The sequence below is a fragment of the Acinetobacter sp. GG2 genome, assembly GCF_000292385.1.
GTDB classification, from domain to species: Bacteria; Pseudomonadota; Gammaproteobacteria; order Pseudomonadales; family Moraxellaceae; genus Acinetobacter; species Acinetobacter seifertii.
Genome location: NZ_ALOW01000029.1, coordinates 17,520 through 38,877 on the forward strand (window position 1 = coordinate 17,520; position 21,358 = coordinate 38,877).

The 21,358-nt window shown below is 36.9% G+C and carries 21 protein-coding genes; 11 read left to right on the plus strand and 10 right to left on the minus strand.

The window, feature by feature from the left end:
* The first annotated feature begins 82 nt into the window (after positions 1-82).
* Both B554_RS0106140 and B554_RS0106145 read left to right on the plus strand, forming a co-directional pair.
* Complete coding sequence (locus B554_RS0106140; protein WP_019457359.1) at positions 83-2,254, plus strand: TonB-dependent siderophore receptor; 2,172 nt, start codon at positions 83-85, stop codon at positions 2,252-2,254.
* Positions 2,255-2,302: 48 nt separating this feature from the next.
* Positions 2,303-2,980 carry a hypothetical protein gene (locus B554_RS0106145; protein ID WP_019457360.1) on the plus strand — a complete coding sequence of 226 codons (678 nt, stop codon included), beginning with the start codon at positions 2,303-2,305 and terminating at the stop codon, positions 2,978-2,980.
* 53 nt (positions 2,981-3,033) lie between these two features.
* Here B554_RS0106145 and B554_RS0106150 read toward each other — a convergent pair whose 3' ends face one another.
* Positions 3,034-3,504, minus strand: a complete 471-nt coding sequence (locus B554_RS0106150; RefSeq protein ID WP_019457361.1) for a spore coat U domain-containing protein — start codon at positions 3,502-3,504, stop codon at positions 3,034-3,036.
* A gap of 833 nt (positions 3,505-4,337) precedes the next feature.
* Between B554_RS0106150 and B554_RS0106155 the strand changes: the two genes are divergently transcribed.
* Positions 4,338-4,775, plus strand: coding sequence for a DUF2147 domain-containing protein (locus B554_RS0106155; protein WP_025465118.1), 438 nt, complete (start codon positions 4,338-4,340; stop codon positions 4,773-4,775).
* Between the two features lie 95 nt (positions 4,776-4,870).
* On the opposite strand, the gene B554_RS0106160 is transcribed toward B554_RS0106155, so the two are convergent.
* From B554_RS0106160 to B554_RS0106180, 5 genes are all read right to left on the minus strand, one after another.
* Positions 4,871-6,175, minus strand: coding sequence for an MFS transporter (locus tag B554_RS0106160; RefSeq protein WP_019457362.1), 1,305 nt, complete (start codon positions 6,173-6,175; stop codon positions 4,871-4,873).
* Positions 6,176-6,440: 265 nt separating this feature from the next.
* Complete coding sequence (locus B554_RS0106165; RefSeq protein WP_019457363.1) at positions 6,441-6,995, minus strand: TetR/AcrR family transcriptional regulator; 555 nt, start codon at positions 6,993-6,995, stop codon at positions 6,441-6,443.
* A 661-nt stretch (positions 6,996-7,656) separates the two neighbouring features.
* Complete coding sequence (locus B554_RS0106170) at positions 7,657-8,748, minus strand: DUF6670 family protein (protein WP_019457364.1); 1,092 nt, start codon at positions 8,746-8,748, stop codon at positions 7,657-7,659.
* 221 nt (positions 8,749-8,969) lie between these two features.
* Positions 8,970-9,419 carry a limonene-1,2-epoxide hydrolase family protein gene (locus B554_RS0106175; RefSeq protein ID WP_019457365.1) on the minus strand — a complete coding sequence of 150 codons (450 nt, stop codon included), beginning with the start codon at positions 9,417-9,419 and terminating at the stop codon, positions 8,970-8,972.
* Between the two features lie 21 nt (positions 9,420-9,440).
* Positions 9,441-10,295 (minus strand): metal-dependent hydrolase, encoded by an 855-nt coding sequence (locus B554_RS0106180; protein ID WP_019457366.1) that lies wholly within the window; start codon positions 10,293-10,295, stop codon positions 9,441-9,443.
* Between the two features lie 192 nt (positions 10,296-10,487).
* Here B554_RS0106180 and B554_RS0106185 point away from each other — a divergent pair, with 192 nt between their 5' ends.
* The 8 genes from B554_RS0106185 to B554_RS0106225 all read left to right on the plus strand — a co-directional run bounded on the left by B554_RS0106185 (position 10,488) and on the right by B554_RS0106225 (position 17,927).
* Entirely contained in the window at positions 10,488-11,153 is a 666-nt protein-coding gene (locus B554_RS0106185; protein ID WP_019457367.1) for a TetR/AcrR family transcriptional regulator, read from the plus strand.
* A 281-nt stretch (positions 11,154-11,434) separates the two neighbouring features.
* Entirely contained in the window at positions 11,435-11,893 is a 459-nt protein-coding gene (locus B554_RS0106190) for a DUF2946 family protein (protein ID WP_019457368.1), read from the plus strand.
* Positions 11,894-12,039: 146 nt separating this feature from the next.
* Positions 12,040-13,473: a cytochrome ubiquinol oxidase subunit I gene (locus B554_RS0106195; RefSeq protein WP_019457369.1), complete on the plus strand. Its 1,434-nt coding sequence runs from the start codon at positions 12,040-12,042 to the stop codon at positions 13,471-13,473.
* On the plus strand, positions 13,470-14,474 hold the full coding sequence (gene cydB / locus B554_RS0106200; protein WP_019457370.1) for a cytochrome d ubiquinol oxidase subunit II: 1,005 nt from the start codon (positions 13,470-13,472) through the stop codon (positions 14,472-14,474). Before B554_RS0106195 ends, cydB begins: the two co-directional genes overlap by 4 nt.
* A 139-nt stretch (positions 14,475-14,613) precedes the next feature.
* Positions 14,614-14,838: a helix-turn-helix domain-containing protein gene (locus tag B554_RS0106210; protein WP_049065792.1), complete on the plus strand. Its 225-nt coding sequence runs from the start codon at positions 14,614-14,616 to the stop codon at positions 14,836-14,838.
* Between the two features lie 151 nt (positions 14,839-14,989).
* Complete coding sequence (gene folE2 / locus B554_RS0106215; protein ID WP_019457372.1) at positions 14,990-15,892, plus strand: GTP cyclohydrolase FolE2; 903 nt, start codon at positions 14,990-14,992, stop codon at positions 15,890-15,892.
* Positions 15,893-16,021: 129 nt separating this feature from the next.
* Positions 16,022-16,582, plus strand: a complete 561-nt coding sequence (locus B554_RS0106220) for a carbonate dehydratase (protein ID WP_019457373.1) — start codon at positions 16,022-16,024, stop codon at positions 16,580-16,582.
* Positions 16,572-17,927: a dihydroorotase gene (locus tag B554_RS0106225; protein WP_019457374.1), complete on the plus strand. Its 1,356-nt coding sequence runs from the start codon at positions 16,572-16,574 to the stop codon at positions 17,925-17,927. The genes B554_RS0106220 and B554_RS0106225 overlap by 11 nt, the downstream gene beginning before the upstream one ends.
* A 104-nt stretch (positions 17,928-18,031) precedes the next feature.
* On the opposite strand, the gene B554_RS0106230 is transcribed toward B554_RS0106225, so the two are convergent.
* The 4 genes from B554_RS0106230 to B554_RS0106245 form a co-directional block, all read right to left on the minus strand.
* Positions 18,032-18,268, minus strand: coding sequence for a hypothetical protein (locus B554_RS0106230; RefSeq protein ID WP_004702617.1), 237 nt, complete (start codon positions 18,266-18,268; stop codon positions 18,032-18,034).
* Positions 18,269-18,412: 144 nt separating this feature from the next.
* On the minus strand, positions 18,413-19,345 hold the full coding sequence (locus tag B554_RS0106235) for a lauroyl acyltransferase (protein WP_019457375.1): 933 nt from the start codon (positions 19,343-19,345) through the stop codon (positions 18,413-18,415).
* 213 nt (positions 19,346-19,558) lie between these two features.
* Positions 19,559-19,753 carry a hypothetical protein gene (locus B554_RS0106240; RefSeq protein WP_004702621.1) on the minus strand — a complete coding sequence of 65 codons (195 nt, stop codon included), beginning with the start codon at positions 19,751-19,753 and terminating at the stop codon, positions 19,559-19,561.
* 62 nt (positions 19,754-19,815) lie between these two features.
* The gene (locus tag B554_RS0106245; RefSeq protein ID WP_031944930.1) at positions 19,816-21,207 is read right to left on the minus strand and encodes a putative bifunctional diguanylate cyclase/phosphodiesterase; all 1,392 of its coding nucleotides are present in this window, start codon (positions 21,205-21,207) and stop codon (positions 19,816-19,818) included.
* Positions 21,208-21,358: the final 151 nt, after the last annotated feature.

The following is a 21,358-nucleotide window of genomic DNA, read 5'->3' on the forward strand; positions in this document are numbered from 1 at the left end:
TCTAGTCAGCACTCTTGTTTGTTCGCTTGAATAGTCGCTCTTTTTTAGCCTTTCACGATTTTTATATCACTTAGGTATACTTATGTTTGCTTTCTCCCCGCGTAAAAATTTAATTACTGTTGAAATTTTAAAACATAGTAGCCCCTTACTTTTATCCCTCATCCCGATCATGTCTTGGGCAGAAACAACCGCGATTCAACCAGCACAACTAGAAACGATTAAGGTTCAGGCTGAAGCAGACTCAAGCTATATCGCAACACAAACAGCGTCGACGCTTAGAGGCAAACAAAAAAATTTAGAAAGCCCGCAAACTGTAAACGTTGTATCGAAGCAATACATGAAAGATTATTTGCCTGCAAACTTGGACAATGCATTGACCCAAGTCAGCGGCATTACGCAGGGTAATACTTTAGGCGGTACACAAGACACAGTAATGAAGCGTGGCTTTGGTGATAACCGTGACGGTTCAATTACCGTAAATGGTATGCCAATTGTGCAAGGCCGAACCATGAATGCGGCAGTTGAACAAGTTGAAGTTTTAAAAGGCCCATCTTCATTGCTCTATGGCATTATGGACCCGGGTGGTGTGGTGAATGTCATTACAAAAAAACCTGAGACTACCCAGAAAACTGAACTTTCCGTTTACGGTTCAAGCTTTGCAGCAGGTAAAAATGGTCTAGGTGCAAGCATAGATACCACAGGCGCAATTAGCGACAGTAACTTTGCTTATCGCTTTATTGCAGATCATTCCGACGCTGACTATTGGCGTAATTTTGGTAATCTCAAACAGACTTTAATTGCTCCGTCTGTCGCATGGGATAATGGTCAAACTAAAGTGAACCTGAGCTATCAATATCGTCACTTTGATGTGCCCTTTGACCGCTCTACCGTTTTTGACCCGAAAACCAATAAAGCCCTACCGATCTCTAAATACCAACGTCTAGATGAAGCGTTTAACCAAATGAAAGGCGAAGATCATTTGGCGCAATTGTTGGTAGACCACCAAATTAATGATAACTGGTCGGCTCACTTTGGTTATACCTACAACTACGAAACTTATGATGCTAACCAATTACGTGTAACCAAGTTAGATACAACTAAACACACCATGACACGCCGTACCGATGCGACTTTAAATGCCCAAAGCGTAGACAGTAATGCTCAAGCATATATTAATGGTTCAACCAATTTGTTTGGTTTAAAGCATGATATTCAATTCGGTTCAGACATCGAATACCGTAAGTATTTCCGTCCAGATATGGTTCGTGGCAATACTTCAACTTTAGATTATTTAAATCCAAGTTATGGAACTGTTGAAGCATCTCAAAATGTGGTCGCATCAGATAGTGACCAAACCGATAAACTGCACACTTACGGTTTTTATGTGCAAGATGCAATTCACTTAAATGAAAAATGGATTGCTGTACTTGGTGGTCGTTACCTGAACTATCAACAAACTGCTGGGCGTGGCAGACCGTTTAAAGAAAATACCAACACTAACGATGATGCTTGGCTACCACATGCAGGTTTAGTTTATAAATGGAATGACCAGCTTTCATTTTATGGTAGCTATACCGAGTCACTTAAACCGTCTTCTTCAATTGCACCTTTGGGTGGCGATGCTGTTATTAACTCTGATGTTCAACCTGAACAAGCCAAGTCTTATGAAGTTGGCGCGAAATATGAGTTAAATGACCGTATCAAAGCTAACTTTGCACTCTACGATATTAAAAAGCGTAATGTTTTAGCTAAAGTCACTAACTCATCAACTGGTGAAGTTGAACTACATACTACGGGTGCAGTTCGTTCTAAAGGTGCTGAGCTTGACCTGACAGGACGTGTAACCGATCAACTTGATGCGACCCTAACCTATGCCTATACAGATGCGAAAGTAACTGAAGATGAAAGCGGCCTTGAAGGCAATCGCTTGAATAATGTAGCGAAAAATACTGCTTCTCTAGCATTGGCATATAACTATGGCGAACTTTACAACGGTAATTTACGTTTTGGCGTAAGCGGTAATTATGTGGGTAAACGCGCTGGCGATTCGGAAAATACCTTTGACCTGCCTGACTACACCCTTGCCAATGCCTTTGTAAGTTATGACACGACTATTGCCAAACAAGCAGTCACGTTCCAATTTAATTTAAATAATATCTTCGACAAAACCTACTACACAGCCAGCGTCAACAATTTAGCCGTGTCTCAAGGTGACTCTCGCCAAGCAGTATTACGTGCAACCTTTAAATTTTAAAACATGGGATCAGAGCAGTGCCTAAATCACTGCTCTTTTGAGAACATTATGAAAAAGCTTCTTTCCGTTGTCTTGTTGATTGGTACATTGTTTAGCTCAGCAGTTTATGCTCAAACACGAATAGCCCTCATCTCTCAAGTTAAAGGTGCATCGGCTGGTACAGATATTGCCATTCAAAAATACTTGCAAAGCAAGGGCTATCAAGTTGAGGTATTAGATCAATCTGTTTCACCAAACACCTTAAAGAACACTGATTTAGTCATTATTTCATCTACAGTTGCTTCTAAAAATCTTCAATCTGGTTGGCGTCAACTACCCCTTCCACTCATGACGTGGGAAAACGATTATCTTGATGACTTGGCTATGACAGGTAAACGCATTAATAGCGATTTTGGTGAAGTCGAGAAAGAACGTTATTTGTGGTTGGTCAATGCGCCGCATCGATTGTCTGCACAGCTTCCTGCCGGAACACGCAATGTGTATAAAGCTCAAGCGCCTATGAGTTGGGGTAAGCCGGGTTTAGGTGCCACCATTATCGCAACGATTTATGGACAACCTGAGAAAGTCGCAATTTGGGGATATGAAAAAGGTGCAACCATGGATTATGAATCCTTAGCGCCAGCAAAACGTCTTATGTTCTTTCTTAACAATGACACGTTTACCAATCTATCTGACGATGGCTTAAAACTGTTTGATGCCTCAATTCAATGGCTCACCAACAAATAAAATCATTTATACAGCTCTCAAGGTCTTATTGATTACACCTTGCAGAGCTGCGATTAGTAGACGACATTCACACGAACCCAGTCTTCATACTTTGTAGCCTGCACATTGGTACTCGACTGAATGACTCCATAAATAGGAATATTTTCTTTCATTCCTGTTGCGATTCCTGAATGCATTTTACTTGCTACATTTCCCCAAATTTGAGTATGTCCTGCATCTTGATACAGTATATATGCGACAGAGGCAGGACTTGTAGCAGATTTAAGTTCAAAATTATTGTCGGAAGTTACGGCCAATTGATACGGTGTATTATGGTTACATTGGACAATTACATCGGTTCTAGCGGCAGCAACTGGTTGCGCACGTACAACAGAACCGAAATCTAAATTTCCTTGAGTTGAGACTTCACAACTTTCTACAATAGTTAAGCTAACCTTTAATGAAGTAGATGCGCTTGCAGCCTCTGCACTATTTATTAAGAGTATTCCCATAAGAGAAAATAAGGCGTGTTTAATGAGTTTCATTTCTTCTCCTTATCTTTATGTTCTAATGTCTTTTCAAATTTATAATGTCATTTTTCTGTTTTACTAAAGAAACAGTTTTTTCAGGTTCGTTTTATTTATAAAGCTTAATATTGCATACTGTCAATCGATAATAATCACATGATTTTCATATTATTCTTATAATTTGTGATGAATTAAACGTAATTCACTTAGTTTAAAAAGTAGTTGATGTTTTTTATTTCTATTAATTACATTTCTTCACTTATTTAAGAATTACTCAATTAATCTTCCGAAAAATTAAAGTTTTATGATTATATTTTTAGATAAAATATTTGTATTCAAGTTATTAAAATGTCGCGCCACAAACTCATATAAAATTTTTATCAATTAGAGGGTTTTACAAATACTTTTAAAGCAATCTGTACAAGACAATAAAAAACAATCAGTTATTCCTTATTGTTTAAAGATTTTAGCTGCTTTATCAATAAGTTTAGAAACTTGATCTGTATGAGAAATTAGGGATGAATGATTCGGATTGACTACTATTGCACTTGAGTGAGTCTGCTTTGAAATTAATTCCTATATTCGAGGCTTCAAGGCATTATCATTAGCTGTGATGAAATACCATGTTGGTTTTACACGCCATGCGACTTCAGAATTTTGAGACTGAGAAATTCTGTACATTCTCGCAATTGCATAAAAAAGGTGATCAAAATAATATAAAGCCCAATAAAATATAACTTTACATATTGTTTAGTTTATAGATTCAATACTAAGAAAACTGTGAAGTTAAATTTAAAATGAATAATTCTAGTGACTAAAATCATCCACCTTTAACTTGAGAAATCATGGATATGAAAAAATATTTATTATTACTTTTACTTAGCTTCTATTCGATACATTCATTTGCTTCGGACAAACTACATGGCAGTGTTTGGAAAACCATTGATGATGAAACAAATCAACCTAGAGCACTGGTAAAATTTAGTGAAGATAAAAATGGGCTTCTTACTGCAAACATTGAAAAAATCCTTGTTCCAAGCGAAGCCAACAAATGTACGATGTGTGAAGGCACTTATAAAAACAAGTCTTTAGTTGGTTTAACCATTGTCAAAAATTTAAAAAGCGTAGGTAAAAATAAATATGACAAAGGATCTATTCTCGACCCTCAGTCAGACAAAACTTATCGCTTTAGCGTCACAGTATCACCAGACGGCGAGAAACTTACCGCGCGTGGCTATATTGGTATTTCTGCAATTGGCCGAAACCAAACGTGGTATCGAGTTAAATAACTCTTGAACTAGCTTGTGACCCACTCTCTTTAGCCACTCACCGATCATAATTACGGTCTATATGTGCACTATATAAATGATGTATGTAGACATTGTTATGATCGGTACTTAGCCTGAATCATCAGCATGATAATGACGAAGAGCGAAGGTATTGCAGCAATCACAAATAAATGGGTAATGACCAAAAATTGAGAGAGATACCCACCAAATAGCGGCCCAATAACGGACCCTAAACGAGCAATTCCAATACTCCAACCTACTCCTGTAGTACGAAGTGAAACTGGATAATAACTTGCAGACAGTGCATTAATAGCAGGCTGCCCACCAACAATTGCGAAGCCAGCTATAAAAATAATTATAAATAGTAAAGCAATATGGCTAACAGCATAACCAATTAAAGCAACACTCATTACGGCAACGATAAAAACAGGAATGAGTACTTTATAGAATCCTGTCTTATCAATTTTAAGTCCCATCACCACACTACCAATCGTCCCGCCTAACTGTAAGGTGGAACCAATCATTAATGCCTGATTTAATGAAAGACCTGACTCTTTGGCTAGAGTAGGTAGCCAATTCGCCAGAAAATAGAGACTGATCATATTTAAAATACTGATGATCCAGATGGAATAGGTAAAAAATGCGCGCTGATTTTTAAACAATTCTAGTGGCGACTTTTTAACCTCAACTTCAGTGTTATTAATGATTTTTATTTCTGAATTGAATGTTAATGCAGGATAAAATTTCTTTAACCAAAATAAAATTTTAGGCGTGTTTTTGTTATCTTCACTCAGAAAATATAAAGATTCTGGCATCTTAAAGTATGTAATAAAGAAAATAATTAAAGGGATAATACCGCCAAAATAAAAAATCGACTGCCACCCTCCCCAAGGAACGAGTAAGGCAGATATACCGCCCCCCAACATTGCGCCGACTGTATAGCCACAAGAAATGACCATCATGGTAAAAATACGAGATTTGTGTGGAACAATTTCGGAGCTATAAGCCATTACATTTGGCATGATACCGCCTAAAAAAATTCCTGTAACAAAGCGGATTACGGTCAATTGCTCAATATTGCCGACATGGGGCGTTAACAGCATCAATACCGAGAACATAAAGGTCGAAATGAGTAGTATCGGACGGCGACCAAAACGATCAGAAAGTGAACTTAATAAAAATGATCCGACAAACAAACCAAATAAGCTTGCACTAAACACCACCCCTAGCATGGTTTTTTGAACACCCCAGTCTTCTATAATCATTGGGGCTGCGTAAGCCATAGACTGAATGTCATAGCCATCCATAATCATGAGTAATAAACAGGTGATCAGAATAAATTTTTGATAACGTCCAACTTTTTGCTGATTGATCAAATCACTTAATGCAACTTCTTTCATGGTATTCCCTTCTCCATGACATGCTTTAAATTAATCCATTTTAATTACGTTATTCGTAATTTATTTACGATTGGCGTAATTAAAAATAGCAATATTACTCCCATAAAGTCAAAAAAATATTTTTTTATAATATAAACAATGGATTAGATTGAGTTTTTAATTTTCTCCAATTCATCATGTCAGCTTATTACAAACGGCCTTTGGTCTGCTTTTCTGGCAAAAATCAAGCAGACCATACATGCTCTTACTTACATTATTTTAAAATTCAGACAGATGTTTTAAAAAACTGCTCGATCACTGCATCTCTTTCTTCCAAACTATTTGAGCTTAAAACTTGTAGCAGCAAACCATCTATCAGGTTTACCACCATGTGAGCATCGAATTTTGGCTCGCGAGTTTCTCCATTAAAAATCAAATCAAAAATTTCATGGAGCAGCCACTTTCGATATTCAACTGCCATGCGATATGCCTGCGGGTAAAGTAGTTTTATTTCAAAAATAGCTTTAAGTAAAAAGTTATACAGACTGTTTAAATTGGCATGGAAAACCACTATTTCTCTGAGTTTATCGATTGGCGTGCGGTAATAGTTTGAATAAATAATAGAGAGCACTTTTTCTTTGAGCAGGCTCTTTTGAAAAGCGATACACATTTCGATTAAGCATTCTTTAGAGTGGAAATAGTTGTAAAGCGTACCTTTGGCAATTTGGGTTTCTTTAACAATCAGGTCCACACCTACATGATGAAACCCATGTATCGTAATGAGTTGTATGGTGGTTTGAACGACATGTAGTTTTTTGGAAGAGGTTTCTAAATTTCGCATAGTTTTACCGTTATAAAATTCTTGTTGTTTCTAAAAGAAAAAAACTGTGCCCTTTTGGGAGAAAAAAAGGCACAGCAAAGCCGTAAGACAGTGCATGGCACATCTCAAGTTTGTTGTTGCTAAGTTTTAAGTAAAAATGACTTAAAGCCTGAAAACCTTACGGCGTTCAAGCTGCTTTAAATTTTTAAGCTGTGTCGTTATAGCTTTTGGCAAGGGCTGCCAAGAAATAATGGATGTGCAAAGCCAACTCCTTTTTTATTGGGAGTTCTGCCGACATTAAAATTATGGTGGCAGAACGAGAAAGGGTTAGCAGACTGGTGAAAGATATAACCAGCACACCCGAAGGTGTCCCTCTCCCGTCCTACCGCTACGGGAGGAGACTAGGAGTTTACACATAAGAGTATTCCTCAGACGGAATAACTCTGATGCGATCTTTCATCACGGTCTGCTAAAACCGACTGGCAATGTGGCCAGCAGGCAAAGAATAGTGCCCAAGTTTATTGGCGTCAAGCACACAAAATGACATTTGTTTTAAATTAGATCATTAAAAAAGTAAGGCTAAACAATGAGTAGGTTATTGTTAAATTGGGTTTATAAAATAGATATTTTTTTCCAATTGAGTTAGAACATTATCTACAGAATTACGCATTAAAATGATTTTTTATCTTCGATCTATATATTCTAAGTAGCCTCGGCCACTCATTTTTTGAGAAGAAAATTCACCTTCCCATTGATAGGCAGAAACAAATCCAGCAGCTAACCCGAAACAATATGGAGTGTCTACATCTGCTGAAATATCTAAAACCTTTTGGTTATTGTGATAAGCAACCCACCGAAAAGTATTTGGTAAATTCATTGAAAAATTATCGGGAGTAATCTGTGGCTCTTTTTGAAGAGTAGTTACTTCAAAAAGAATATCTCCGTTGTATTGAATTGAAGTTCCATCTATATGTCGGTAGTAAACAGAAGTCAAAATTGGCTGGTCTTCGTAGCAAATAAAAGCAAGCAATAACTGCTGTTCATGATCAATATTAATCACCTGATAACTAAAAACTTTAACGGGAAGTTGTATATTTTCAACTAACCATTTGTTCTTTAGCATTGAAGTCGCTACAGCTTTCCAAGACTCAAGTGTGCATAACCCTTGAACTGTCTTACTATGGCCTTTTTGTTTGATATGACCTTCGTACTGCATTAGCACACTAAAGTGCTTATAAAACTTGCTGTAGGCAAACCATGAAATTGCTGGTGTAGGTTTTAAATAAATTTCTAACTCTAAGTCTTCTCTTTTGGTAATTAATAAAAATCCATCACCGTCTTCGTGTATGACAGTTTGATTATCAAAGTTAATCGCAAAAGGGGTTTGATTAAACTGAATATCATTTTTAATTGAAAATGTTCTATAAGCTTCAGATGTGGTAGATAAAGCCGTACCATGCACTAAAGAAGCTGTATCTCCTTTTCCATCTTTAGACATTTGATAATTCATGTCTGTAATGGTAAATCCTACATAACCCAATACTGAAGCCCATGACAAGTAACGGAATGGTTCAGGTAAATCGGGTATCATGACTCCATAATGTGTACTACCAAAGCGTTTATAAAGCGTATGTGGACTGAGTTCAAAATCTTTTGGTAATGTTGTTTGGCGCTCTGGTGTAACAGCTCCCATCAATGAGCCAGAAACCTTTGCAATTGTTTGATTGGCTTTGTCTTTAATACTGCTTGGCACTCTATGGCTTGAGATTAGCATTTTTAAAATCCTTTATTTTTATCTACTTAAAATCAAGTTCTATTTTAGAACTTGATTGGTGCTAGAAAAATATCATTTAGGGACAATCGTTAATTAAAATTAAGATTTAACAATTCCATCCCAAATTTTAAAATTTCGAATGAAGCTCGTTTGTTTGAATTAAGGGCAATAAAATGACATTCACACATCTTACTTTCTGAAATCATTTATAGATTTTTTATCTAAACTTTTGGACGTAAAGCTTTTATTCCTATTCCTAGAAATCCTCTGATTAGTCCCTTACTCACATTTAGCCAATCAAAATAATCACGCCATAAAATTATTTTTCCATCTTCAACTTCGAATGTACCACAGACCCAAAATCCGACATGTAGCGGTCCAATCTCTAAAATATCTGTACGTTCAGTAAGTACAATATTTTCTTTAGCAACAAGCTGATGATTTTTAACTTTTAATTTTCTTGCGCTGCTCAGGGCGAGCTTTATCAAGCCAGCTACCCTTTTTCCACCTTTAAATGTTGGTAAAGAAACATTGGTATAAACAATGTCAGGATGGAGTAACTCGCTGATCGTGACATGATCTTGTTGCATTAGTGCATTTAGAAAGCGTTCTACAATTTCTTCAGATTGCGCTTGGATATTACTTACATCACTGTTTAAGGCTGTTTTCATTTTAGGTATTACTCTAAAAGTTTAAATTTTGAGGTTTAAACGCTGTTGCCACAGGTTTTCTAACTTTTTGGTATCGTGGTCAAAAGGGTGAAAATCTGGTCGGTAGTAATCTAAAAAATCTTTAACGGTTTGCATTGTCAGTAGTCCTTCACTTCCCAAACCTTTTTTAAAAAATTTAGTGATACCTTTTAAAGAAAGTACTTGATCTGCTTTGAGTAGTCTTCGGGTATTATTTGCAATTAAGAAAATTAAAATACTTCCTGCAAATGTCATGTAAAAAATACGTGATAAATATCCCCCGCCAGATGCGACATAAGCATCAAAAAAAACTGCTTTATGTTCATTTTCTTCTACCGCATGCCATAGCCATAGTTCAGCAACTGGACCTACCAGACGATTATTCCAATTATCATTGCGTAATAGTTCAGCCCCCAAGGTTGCGGTGATATGTTCAATCGCGCAGCCAATCGACATGATATGCATACTTGGTAATATTTTTTGCATTAGGGCATATAAGGCTTTAACTTCATTCTGCAATTTATCTATATTGATCTGCTGTTCATCTGCATATCGGTTAAATGCCAAATGTTCTTTAGCATGCATTGCTTCTTGCCCAATAAAAGCACTTATCTCTGCTTGAAGTACAGAATCATCAATCTTATCTCGAACATTTCTTAAAGCTTCAATCAACATTAATTCTCCTTGAGGAAAAATAGCTGACATCGCATTCATTAAATGCGTGAAATAAGGATCATTATCGAACCAATAGCGCTTTGAACTAGTGAAATCAAAACTTAACCGTCTAACTGGAAAAGAAGCTTTTAAGCGATGTGCTATCGAAGACGGTTTAGATTTAGTTGCTTCTAGCGTGGTCATATTTATTCCAATTTGCAAAAGTACCAATTAGTTCTTTTGTAAATTGGAATAGATTTCCCGTCAATAGCTAATTTTCATCCAATTGAAATTCAAATATTTATTTGTAAGGTTCAATGTTTAAAAAAACAATCTTGAGCCAAAAAGCGGTTAATGTTAGTTTTAGCAAGATTTCAAAATATTAGAAGATTTAGTGTGGAAAAACTCTCTGGCGCTTACGATACTCAAGCAGCAGGCTTACCCAGAGGTAGAACCAGCCTGTTAACTGAAGAAACACGTGAAAAGCAGCAACGTCGTTTGGTTAAAGCAGCGATTAGTGCATTTGCAGAAAAAGGATTTACCGCTACAACCATTACAGACATTGTTAAAAGAGCACGTGTATCTAAACAGGTTTTTTATGAAATATTTGAAAATAAAGAAGATTGTTTTTTAGCAGCGGATGATTTAGGTAGAAAAGCTTTATTTGAACAAGTTCTCTCTGATATTAAACTTGAGAGTAATGATGCCGATCAATGGATTAGATCTTCCGTCCGCGCCTACTTACATCTGTGTAATAGCGAACAAGACTTTACCAAAGCTTGGGCAATCGAGTTTCCAAATGCAGGGAATCGTTGTCGTGAACAACGTAACTTATTCTTCGCTGAATTAGGCAAAAGACTTAAATCTATACATACCGTTATTAAAAAGACTCAGCCCGATCAGTGGGTGGCTGTCCCAGATTTATTTTACGATGCGGCAATTGGTGGCGCTTATGAGATTATCTTTCGTTATATTTGCCAGAACAAATTTACTGAACTATTAGACCTTGAAGATGATCTTGTTAATTTCATTCAATTTTCTATTGGCCATAAACGGTTATAAGTTAGAAATTAGTATTTTTAAAACTGTTTATTAGATGTCAAAGTTTATGGAGTCAGATCACCCTCCTCTACTTAGTAAGAACCAATAAGTTTTCGTCTCAAAAACTGAATCTAATTATCTCTAATCAGCCTACTGAAGGGATCTTATCAGTAGGCTAATTAAACTTATAAAATAGCAAAAATCAAAGTTTTATAAAAAAATCTATTTATGCCTTTAAGAAGTCAGATTTTTTGTTATAGTGTTGCGCAACTGATTTCCATAAAGTGATTATTTGGGTGTCAATGGTTTTAGGCAGATTGCTTGGTTTAGCAGCAATCTTGTTACAAATCGCTGTTTTCTTACAGCCATTACTACCAGAGAAATATCAAGTTTCTCCAGTATGTGAGACTATTGCCCAAGCACTTCAACTCAATCACTCTCCAGAGCAGCATTCTCACCATTCAATGCATCATGATGATTTATCTCATCATCAAATGCATGATATGACCTCTTCTTCCGTCATTAAAGCTGAAGCGAAGCAAAATACGACACATCATCATGATGCGGGTCATCAATGTCAGTACTGTGTTGTTTACAGTCACGTGTTGCCTTTGCCAGATCTGGATTTAAAGCAAATTCTAGTCAGAATTCAGGTTCGGTTTCTTGCTTTTCTAGAAAACTTTTTTCATGTTTTCTTTAAGCTTCAACAGCTCTTTCTTATTCCCCAAGGCCGCGCCCCACCTTTATTACTATCAGTCTAACTTGATACTCAAAACTTTATGTTTTGAAAAAAATATATTTTTCAAGAGATTATAGTAATGCTTTCTTTTCAAAATCATGCTCTTAAACGGGTAGAGATAACTACAACTGTCGTTTTAGCAAATCAAATAAAATTTGAGGTGCTCCTATGACTCTAGGTTTAACAGCACTTGAATTGGCTCGAATCCAATTCGCATTTACTGTTTCATTTCATATTATTTTCCCTGCAATCTCGATTGGTCTTGCAAGCTTCCTTGCTGTTTTAGAATGGCGTTGGCTGCGTACTAATGACGCTATCTATAAAGATCTCTTTAAGTATTGGGTCAAAATCTTCGCGGTTGCATTTGGAATGGGCGTTGTCTCTGGTGTGGTCATGAGCTATCAATTTGGAACCAACTGGAGCGAATTTTCAAGATTTGCAGGTGGAGTTACAGGCCCTTTACTCACCTATGAAGTTCTTAGTGCTTTTTTCTTGGAAGCTGGTTTCTTAGGAATTATGCTGTTTGGCTGGGGGCGTGTGGGTAAAAAAGCTCACTTCTTCGCAACGCTTATGGTTGCGATAGGTACCTGTATTTCAATGTTCTGGATTTTATCTTCAAATAGCTGGATGCAAACCCCTCAAGGGTTCTCAATTGAGAATGGCATAATAGTTCCTCAAGACTGGTTTGCAATTGTATTTAACCCTTCCTTCCCTTATCGACTTGCGCATATGGCAATCGCAGCTTTTATGGTTGCAGCTTTACTTGTAGCAGGTACCGCAGCTTGGCATTTAATTAAAGGTCGCCGTGACGAGTTAGTAAAAAAGTCGTTTTCTATGGCTCTTTGGCTGATTTTAATTTTAGCGCCATTACAAATCTTTGTCGGTGATGCACACGGTTTAAATACCTCAGAACATCAACCAGCAAAACTTGCAGCAATGGAAGGTCATTGGGAAACCAATCATAACGAGGGAATGCCACTGTACTTATTTGGTATTCCAGATATGCAAGAAGAACGCACTAAGTATGCGATTTCAATTCCAAATCTTGGAAGCTTAATTCTTACTCACTCCAAAGATGGTAGCGTAAAAGGTTTGAAAGATTTTGCACCAGAAGATCGTCCGAATTCGACTGTAGTATTTTGGAGTTTCCGAATTATGGTCGGGCTTGGCATGCTTATGCTGCTTTTGGCACTTACAGGATTATGGCTAAGAAAAACTGGCAAGCTTTATGAGAGTAAATGGTTTCATCGCTTCGCTTTAGTTATGGGCCCGTCAGGTTTTATTGCTTTACTTGCAGGTTGGTTTACTACAGAAGTTGGACGTCAACCTTGGGTTGTTTATGGGGTCATGCGAACTAAAGATGCATTATCTCCCGTATCTGCCGAACAAGTCGGACTCACGCTCATTATTTTTGTTTTGGTTTATTGCATCGTATTTGGAATCGGCATTTATTACATGCTGAAATTGATCAATAAAGGGCCTGAGTTCATTTATAGCCAAGTTAATGAAGTTGGCGGTGTTGGACACTTTAAAACACCAATGCGCCCGCTAAGTGCAACTGATGAACATATTGACGATCAAGGACAAGGAGCATCTTCATGATTGATTTATCTTTGATCTGGATTGTCATTATTGCAATTGGCGTATTTATATATGTCGTACTTGATGGTTTTGATCTAGGCATTGGAATCTTGTTTCCTTTTATCAAAGACCAGCAGGAACGCGATGTAATGATGAATACCGTTGCACCTGTCTGGGACGGTAATGAAACATGGATGGTACTTGGCGGTGCTGGTTTGTTTGCTGCATTCCCGATGGTTTATTCAGCAGTTTTATCTGCTTTATATTTACCTATTATTCTCATGGTGATCGCTCTAATTTTTCGCGGTGTCGCTTTTGAGTTTAGATTTAAGGCGAATCGAACCAAATACTTATGGGATGCTGCTTTTATTGGAGGTTCTGTTTTATCAAGTTTCTTACAAGGTGTCATTCTTGGTGCGTATATTCAAGGTATCCATGTTATTGACGGTCGCTATGCAGGCGGTGGATTAGATTGGTTAACGCCTTTTTCAGTTTTTACAGGGTTCGGCGTAATCATTGTATATGCAGCACTTGGTTGCGGTTGGCTCATCATGAAAACTGAAATGCAATTACAAAAGAGTATGTATCGCTTAATGCCAAAACTAATTATGACGCTATTCTTAGTTTTTATTGCTGTGAGTGTTTATACCCCATTAGCTCATCCGGCTATTGCAGCACGTTGGTTCAATGCGCATCAGCTTCTTTACTTTAGTCCGGTACCTATTCTGGTCGTAGTCTTTACTTATCTCACCATTAAAGCCTGTCAAAAACAGCAAGAATCTATGCCCTTCTTATATACCTTGGCTTTAGTATTTTTGGCCTATACAGGTTTTCTGATTAGCATTTTTCCATACGTTATTCCGCCATCAATTACGATTTGGGAAGCCGCAGCGCCTGCCAATAGTCAATTGTTTGCGCTTATAGGCGCGCTCATACTTATCCCTATTATCATCATTTATACCATTATGGCTTATTGGGTGTTTAGGGATAAAGTACGTGTAGGTGATGAAGGTTACCACTAAGAGTAAATGACATGAAATTATCTAAATTCCAATGGTTTATTTTACTCTGGGTTGCTGGTTTCTTAAGTCTACTCACTATTGCAATGTTCTTTAGATTACTTTTGCAGCTTGCTTATTAAAGGAGGATCACACAGTGGATATGCCCTCCATCATGCAAATGGACGAGCAAGAGTTTGGCTATGAAATTATCAGAGCACGGCGCCAAATGAAAATTTCACAAGCTCAACTTGCAAGTAAGCTAGGAATATCAATACGCACTTTAGAAAGTTGGGAAAGAGGAATTAGGCACCCTTCTAAACCGTCTCAAGCACTTATTCGGCTATTTATTAAATCACCCGAATTTGTTTTGAAAAATCTGACTTAACAAGAAAAGACCATGCACAAGCATGGTCTTTTCTACTTTATTTTTTACTTAATTAAAATTTATCAAGGTACTTAAGCCATCTAGCAAACTTGCCAGCTATTAATGTTATGTTATAACATAACATTAATTTCATAATTTAAGTTCTTAATAAATGAATCTTGTTCTCCCAGATATCTCTGCCGAGCCAACTTTACCAAATGCTTATAGTTACCGCCTTGATTGGGTCGGTATGGAAAACATCGCCTTGCCAGTCCGTATTGAAAATACTTTATGCTCAAGTCACGTCAATGCTTATGTCAGTTTAGATGATCCCTTAGCAAAGGGCATCCACATGTCACGTCTATATACACGTCTTTTAGAGTTAACATCCCTCGAAAATATTAATATGCTCGATCTAAAATTAGTCTTAGAAGACTTTTTAGACAGCCATCAAAATTTATCGCAGCATGCAAAAATTGAAATTCACAGTAGCCTTTATATCGAACGACCAGCATTAGTCAGCAAGCTTTCAGGGTGGAAAAGTTATCCTTTTGTTTTGTCATGCCAACTCTTTAATGATCAATTCGAGGCAGAATTAAAAGTCGAGATTCCCTATTCTTCAACCTGTCCATGTTCTGCTGCACTTTCAAGAAATATTATTCAACAACGGTTTGAGTCAGCCTTACAAAACCAAGAAATTCGGCTTGATCTACAAGACATTATGAGCTGGTTAAATACCACCGATGCAATTGCAGCAACGCCACATAGCCAAAGAAGCTTTGCCCTCCTTCAGTTTAAATTAAACCAAGACTTTCACGACATTCCACTCATCGCGTTTATAAATCAAGCTGAACTAGCCTTAATGACACCCGTACAAACTGCTGTAAAACGGGTTGACGAACAAGCATTTGCTGTTGCCAACGGCCAAAATTTAATGTTTTGCGAAGATGCATTAAGACGACTTTATGGCTCATTTATACATCACAAATATATTCATGGTTTCAAATTTAAAGTGACTCATGCAGAAAGCCTGCATGCCCATGATGCTGTGGCGCAGGGGTCTTGGCAGTGGTAGGACATTCTATAAGCAACCGACACTATGCGTTATTGGGTTGAAAAAACCTGTGTTTCTCATGAATTAAATAATTTCAGCTTACGCCTCTCGTCATCTCAACTTAAATAAACTGATATCAACGGTAATTCCATGCTACGTAAAAATCCATCTGGCCATCTCCCTGTTATTGATCAATCAGCTTATGTCGATCAAACCGCTATTATTTGTGGCAAGGTCATTGTTCATGCCAATGTATTTATTGGCCCTTATGCCGTAATTCGTGCAGATGAAACCGACGAAAATGGAGAAATGCAACCTGTTATCATTGGCGCAAATTCCAATATCCAAGATGGTGTTGTGATTCACTCCAAAGCTGGTGCATCAGTAGTGATTGGTGAAAGTACATCAATTGCTCATCGTTCAATTATTCATGGGCCTTGTGAAATTGGTCATCATGTTTTCGTGGGTTTCAACAGCGTCATATTTAACTGCAAGGTCGGTAATTACAGCGCTATTCGCCATAACGCAGTCGTCGACGGACGTGATTTACCGAACCATTTTTATGTTCCTGCAATGAGCTACATCAACCCTAAAACTGACTTAGCACAGTACCCTCCGGTTGATATCTCTATCAGTGAATTTTCAGAGAGTGTTGTCTCAACAAACATTGAGTTGGTCAAAGGCTATAAGGCATTACACAATGAGTTTTAAACCCTATTCTAAAATTATTATTCGAGATGCCAATGTAGTGAATGAGGGAAAACAGCAATTTGTAGATGTACTTATTCAAGATGGACGAATCAAAAAAATTGCACCAAGCATTCCTCATGTTGTTAACGCTAAAACAATTCATGCTAATGGAAACTGGCTAATTCCCGGAATGATCGATGATCAAGTCCATTTTAGAGATCCAGGCTCAACCCATAAAGGCAGTATTGCTTCGGAATCTATGGCAGCAGTCATTGGTGGAATTACCAGTTATATGGATATGCCCAACACAAATCCACCAACCCTATCTTTAGATGCTTTAATACAAAAAAAGCAAATAGCCGCCCAATATAGCATGGCAAATTATGCCTTCCATTTTGGAGTAAGTTCTGCAAATTTAGATATTGTTGAACAGCTTAATCCCAAACTTATTAGCGGCGTAAAAGTTTTTATGGGCGCCTCTACTGGCAATATGTTGGTAGATGACCCACAAGTGCTTGAACGTTTATTTGCCAATGTCCCGACCATTCTTTTAACGCACTGCGAATATACACCGCGCATTAAAGAAAGAGAAAAATTATATTTTGAGAAATATGGTGCAAACATTCCAGCACATATGCACCCTAAAATTCGGGATAAACAAGCCTGTTTTGAGAGTTCACGTTTAGCTGTCTCTTTAGCAGAAAAATATGGAACTCAACTGCATGTTTTACATATTAGTACAGCCAAAGAATTATGTTTGTTTAAAGATTTGCCCTTAAATTTAAAGCATATTTCTGCGGAAGTATGCATTCATCACCTTAGTTTTGATGAATCAGACTATGCTGCGCTTAGCCATTTAATTAAATGTAATCCAGCCATTAAAACCCAACAAGACAAAGATGCACTTATCACTGCCATCGCTCAAACCAATCGCTTAGATATTATTGGTACAGATCACGCACCGCATACATGGGATGAAAAACAACAATCCTATTTAAAAGCACCATCTGGCCTTCCTTTAGTTCAACATGCTATTCCTGCACTCATGGAACTTGTAGCAGATAAAAAAATAAATATAGAAACAATGGTTAAGAAAACATCTCACCAAGTCGCTGATTTATTTAAACTCAAAGATCGAGGGTATATACGCGAAGGCTACTGGGCAGATTTGGTTCTGCTTAAAGAAAATAAAGAAGCCATTACTGTTAAAAATCAAAAAAACTATATGCGATGTAACTGGACGCCATTTCAAAACAAAAGCTTTCGCTATGAAGTTGATACAACTATTGTTTCAGGACAGTTGGCTTGGCATCAAAATCAGTTATTTTTAAGTTGTCGAGGTGAAGCATTGGACATAGACAGATAGCTCAAGTGAAAATTTAAAAATAATTAAATTAGATGTTATAACTTGTTCAGATTGAACCATAAAAAACCCGCAAAATATTGCGGGATTTTTTGTAGTTCATTGAATTACCAATGACCGCGTCTGTCATGATGTCGTTCAAAACCACGTTCACGATGTGCTTTATTATGATAGTACCCTTTACCATGATGATTGCCGTGATAGGCATAAGCCTTACCATGATGCATACCGTGATAAGCATGACCATAACCATGATGTGATTCACGATAACCATGGTCTTGTGCAAAGGTCGGAGCTGAAAGCGCAATGACCAATGCAGCGAAAATATACTTAATGTACTTCATACAAAATTCCTTTTTATTGTAGTACTGGAATTTAAAGTAAGACATAAGTCGGTAGCTAGTTACAAGTGATGATCTGTACTAGTGTGTAAGCTACTAAGCAAAGATAAGAAGCAACTCAATCTTAAATAATGAAAGCAAAATCTATCAGTAAAATTTTGCTTCACCAATCGGACGAGTTTTAAACCGTCTATGAAACCACATGTATTGTGTTGGGGCGATTCGAATTTGGTTCTCAATAATTTTATTGACGCGTTCAGCATCATTTACTTCGCATTCACTTGGAAAGTTTTCAAGTTTAGGTTCGACGAGCACATTGTATTGAGGGTTTCGAATATCCCCACTTCTATAAAAATATAGAGGTATTGCAACAGCATTTGAAATATCCATGAGTCTACGGTGAGCTGTTACTGTTGCCGCCTGTATTCCAAAAAACGATGCCATCACACCTTGCTTCAAACCAAAGTCCTGATCAGGGCTATACCAGATTGCATGACCATTTTTTAGTTTCGAAATTAAGCTACGCATGTTGTCTTTCGCAATTTGGTTTTTATAAACTCGAGCGCGACTACGATGAATGAGAAAATCCATAAAAGGATTATTTTGCGGTCTATACACCACATCCATATCAAAAAATAAGGTACACGCAGCGCCACCAGCATCTAGTAAAGTACTATGTGTGCCTAACAACAAGATACCCTTATCCCGATTCTGTTCCAGATGTTCCAAGCCTTCTATACGAACTCTTTTTTTAAACCATTCAGGACAATACCAAGCGTTTAAGGCTTCAAATATCCCTATCATGGTGTCTTTAAAGACTAGCTTTGCTTTGGCTTCAATTTGCTCAGGTGTTTTTTCAGGGAAACAAGCTTGTAAGTTTCTTAATGTTGTTTTCCGTCTCGAAGCTAATAGTATCCAAGCAATTTTTGAGAAAACCTTTGCTAAACGCCACTGGATTGCCCAAGGCAAGTAGGCAAGAAACATGAGAATAAAAGCTGTGAACCAGATACCCCAATATTTTAATGATAGAAAGGAAAATTGAAACTGCCCAGATTGATACTGCGGTTCAGATTTCGTCATACTGTAAATATCTAGAGGTATAGGTCTTCATCCTAACACAGCCCGAATCTACATCCGTTTGCAAAGTGTGTCTTAATATGTAGATTAATTTATTAGAAAAGTTTATATCGCGTAATGACGACCCACCATATTTTATTTAAAAATTATATAATATTTAACAATTACTTATATGGTTTTAGTTAGCTAAATTAGTTTATAAATCATAGATAAAAATTAGAAATCCACACCTCGTATGACTTGCAGAAATTCTGAATATTCATCTTCATTTTCAAAAGTAAACTCTACGTCTGAGCCATCTGCGAATCGAACAAGAACAGAACTTAAATCAGAACTGGTTGTAAATTTAACAACTTGTTCAAGATTATAATGTGTTGAACCTACTTGGTAATATTTATATTCTCTTGGCATAACAATGTTCTATTATTTTATGAGATGTCACCACTATAGAACAAAATTTAGATCTGTTTTACTTATTTATTAAAAGTTGGCAACTGTTTAATAAAGTCATTTAACGGCATTGGAACGCCCCATAAATAACCTTGAAACTCGATACAACCATTATTTTTAAAAGCATAAAATTGTTCGGCCGTTTCTATTCCCTCTACTAACACTCGAAGGTTTAAATCTAGACCAATTTTAACAATACCCGAGACTAATTTATAACTGCGTTTATCATCCAACGCTGCCTGTACAAAGCTACGATCAATTTTGATTTGTCTAATTTGCATTTTTTGCAAATAACTTAAAGATGAATAACCTGTTCCGAAGTCATCAAGAGAAAGCTGAACTCCTCTTTCCGATAAGTAATTCATTTTTTCAATCATGCTCACACAATTGTTCAAAGCAATATTTTCAGTAATTTCCAAGATAAGCCGAGATGGATTTATGTCATATCTATGAATCATGCAAATTACGGTTTCCTCAAAGTTAGCTTGCATGAAATGATCAGCACTAATATTGATTGAAAGTGTCAAATCTTTAGTCTGTTCTTGTTTACTCCAATCTTGTAAAACTTTGCAGGCTTGCGCTAAAACCCATGTACCTATTTCAGGCATTAGTCCTAAAGTTTGTGCCGCAGGAATAAAATCTTGTGTGGGTACAGAACCCAAAACAGGATGATGCCATCTGAGTAAAGCCTCGGCACCAATTAACTTTTCAGAAGCATTGACTTGAGGTTGATAAAACAATTCAAATTGCTCTTTGCCGAGTGCTAAACGTAAGTCTTTCGCCATGGAATCTTCTATTTGTATTTCTAATTGCATGGTATAGATGGATATACAAATCATGAGCGTGGCGACGCAAATTGCGATCCATCGACCATGACTCCGAGTATGTTCCGATAGCGGTATAGCATGATCTAAAGTAAAAGAGCTGCCACTAAAAAATATAAAGCACGCGATTGACAGTAAAATTAAAACGAGTTGTAAGAAACTCGGATTTCTGCGGTAGTTTAAGTATCCTAATATTGCCCCGGCAGGCAAAAACAAATGAGCAACTTGAGGATGATGAGTAGTCGCTATATCAAAAAATACGCAAAAAACGACTGGAAAAACAAGTAGAACAGCTTGAGATAAAAGAATACCCGCTGAAATTCGATTTATATAAATGAGAAAAAAACTAAAAATGGAAAGCAGTGTAAAAACGATATCCATATAAACAATGATCCACATTTTTGAAAATGCGAAATATATGGTCCAGAACAGGCAAAAAATAATACAAATAAAGATATTTGCTTTAGCTGCGATGGTAAGCTGCTGGTCTTTTATGTTGTGGTAATTATTTTTACATTTTTTTAAGTAAGACGAAGCTATCATAGGTAAATCAACCATAAATATAACAAAAGCACCAATATTGCCCTTCATGCTCTATTTCAGAATTTAACAATCAAACTTAATTTCTATAAAGTTTTTATTTATCTTTTATGCGTTTAGAAAGTATTTTATTACACAAAATAAAGTTCATTTGTTTAATAAATTTAGTCAAAAAAGAGGACTTTTCAAAGACCCCATAAGT

What these genes read in the sequence shown, in the direction of transcription:
- B554_RS0106240 (WP_004702621.1), bottom strand. Translation starts at nt 19,753, where the DNA reads ATGCCAAGAGAATATAAATATTACCAAGTAGGTTCAACACATTATAAT.
- B554_RS0106165 (WP_019457363.1), bottom strand. Translation starts at nt 6,995, where the DNA reads ATGCGAAATTTAGAAACCTCTTCCAAAAAACTACATGTCGTTCAAACC.
- B554_RS0106145 (WP_019457360.1), top strand. Translation starts at nt 2,303, where the DNA reads ATGAAAAAGCTTCTTTCCGTTGTCTTGTTGATTGGTACATTGTTTAGC.
- B554_RS0106175 (WP_019457365.1), bottom strand. Translation starts at nt 9,419, where the DNA reads ATGAAAACAGCCTTAAACAGTGATGTAAGTAATATCCAAGCGCAATCT.
- cydB (WP_019457370.1), top strand. Translation starts at nt 13,470, where the DNA reads ATGATTGATTTATCTTTGATCTGGATTGTCATTATTGCAATTGGCGTA.
- B554_RS0106140 (WP_019457359.1), top strand. Translation starts at nt 83, where the DNA reads ATGTTTGCTTTCTCCCCGCGTAAAAATTTAATTACTGTTGAAATTTTA.
- B554_RS0106220 (WP_019457373.1), top strand. Translation starts at nt 16,022, where the DNA reads ATGCTACGTAAAAATCCATCTGGCCATCTCCCTGTTATTGATCAATCA.
- B554_RS0106160 (WP_019457362.1), bottom strand. Translation starts at nt 6,175, where the DNA reads ATGAAAGAAGTTGCATTAAGTGATTTGATCAATCAGCAAAAAGTTGGA.
- folE2 (WP_019457372.1), top strand. Translation starts at nt 14,990, where the DNA reads ATGAATCTTGTTCTCCCAGATATCTCTGCCGAGCCAACTTTACCAAAT.
- B554_RS0106210 (WP_049065792.1), top strand. Translation starts at nt 14,614, where the DNA reads ATGCCCTCCATCATGCAAATGGACGAGCAAGAGTTTGGCTATGAAATT.
- B554_RS0106230 (WP_004702617.1), bottom strand. Translation starts at nt 18,268, where the DNA reads ATGAAGTACATTAAGTATATTTTCGCTGCATTGGTCATTGCGCTTTCA.
- B554_RS0106170 (WP_019457364.1), bottom strand. Translation starts at nt 8,748, where the DNA reads ATGCTAATCTCAAGCCATAGAGTGCCAAGCAGTATTAAAGACAAAGCC.
- B554_RS0106150 (WP_019457361.1), bottom strand. Translation starts at nt 3,504, where the DNA reads ATGAAACTCATTAAACACGCCTTATTTTCTCTTATGGGAATACTCTTA.
- B554_RS0106155 (WP_025465118.1), top strand. Translation starts at nt 4,338, where the DNA reads ATGAAAAAATATTTATTATTACTTTTACTTAGCTTCTATTCGATACAT.
- B554_RS0106225 (WP_019457374.1), top strand. Translation starts at nt 16,572, where the DNA reads ATGAGTTTTAAACCCTATTCTAAAATTATTATTCGAGATGCCAATGTA.
- B554_RS0106180 (WP_019457366.1), bottom strand. Translation starts at nt 10,295, where the DNA reads ATGACCACGCTAGAAGCAACTAAATCTAAACCGTCTTCGATAGCACAT.
- B554_RS0106190 (WP_019457368.1), top strand. Translation starts at nt 11,435, where the DNA reads ATGGTTTTAGGCAGATTGCTTGGTTTAGCAGCAATCTTGTTACAAATC.
- B554_RS0106195 (WP_019457369.1), top strand. Translation starts at nt 12,040, where the DNA reads ATGACTCTAGGTTTAACAGCACTTGAATTGGCTCGAATCCAATTCGCA.
- B554_RS0106235 (WP_019457375.1), bottom strand. Translation starts at nt 19,345, where the DNA reads ATGACGAAATCTGAACCGCAGTATCAATCTGGGCAGTTTCAATTTTCC.
- B554_RS0106245 (WP_031944930.1), bottom strand. Translation starts at nt 21,207, where the DNA reads ATGAAGGGCAATATTGGTGCTTTTGTTATATTTATGGTTGATTTACCT.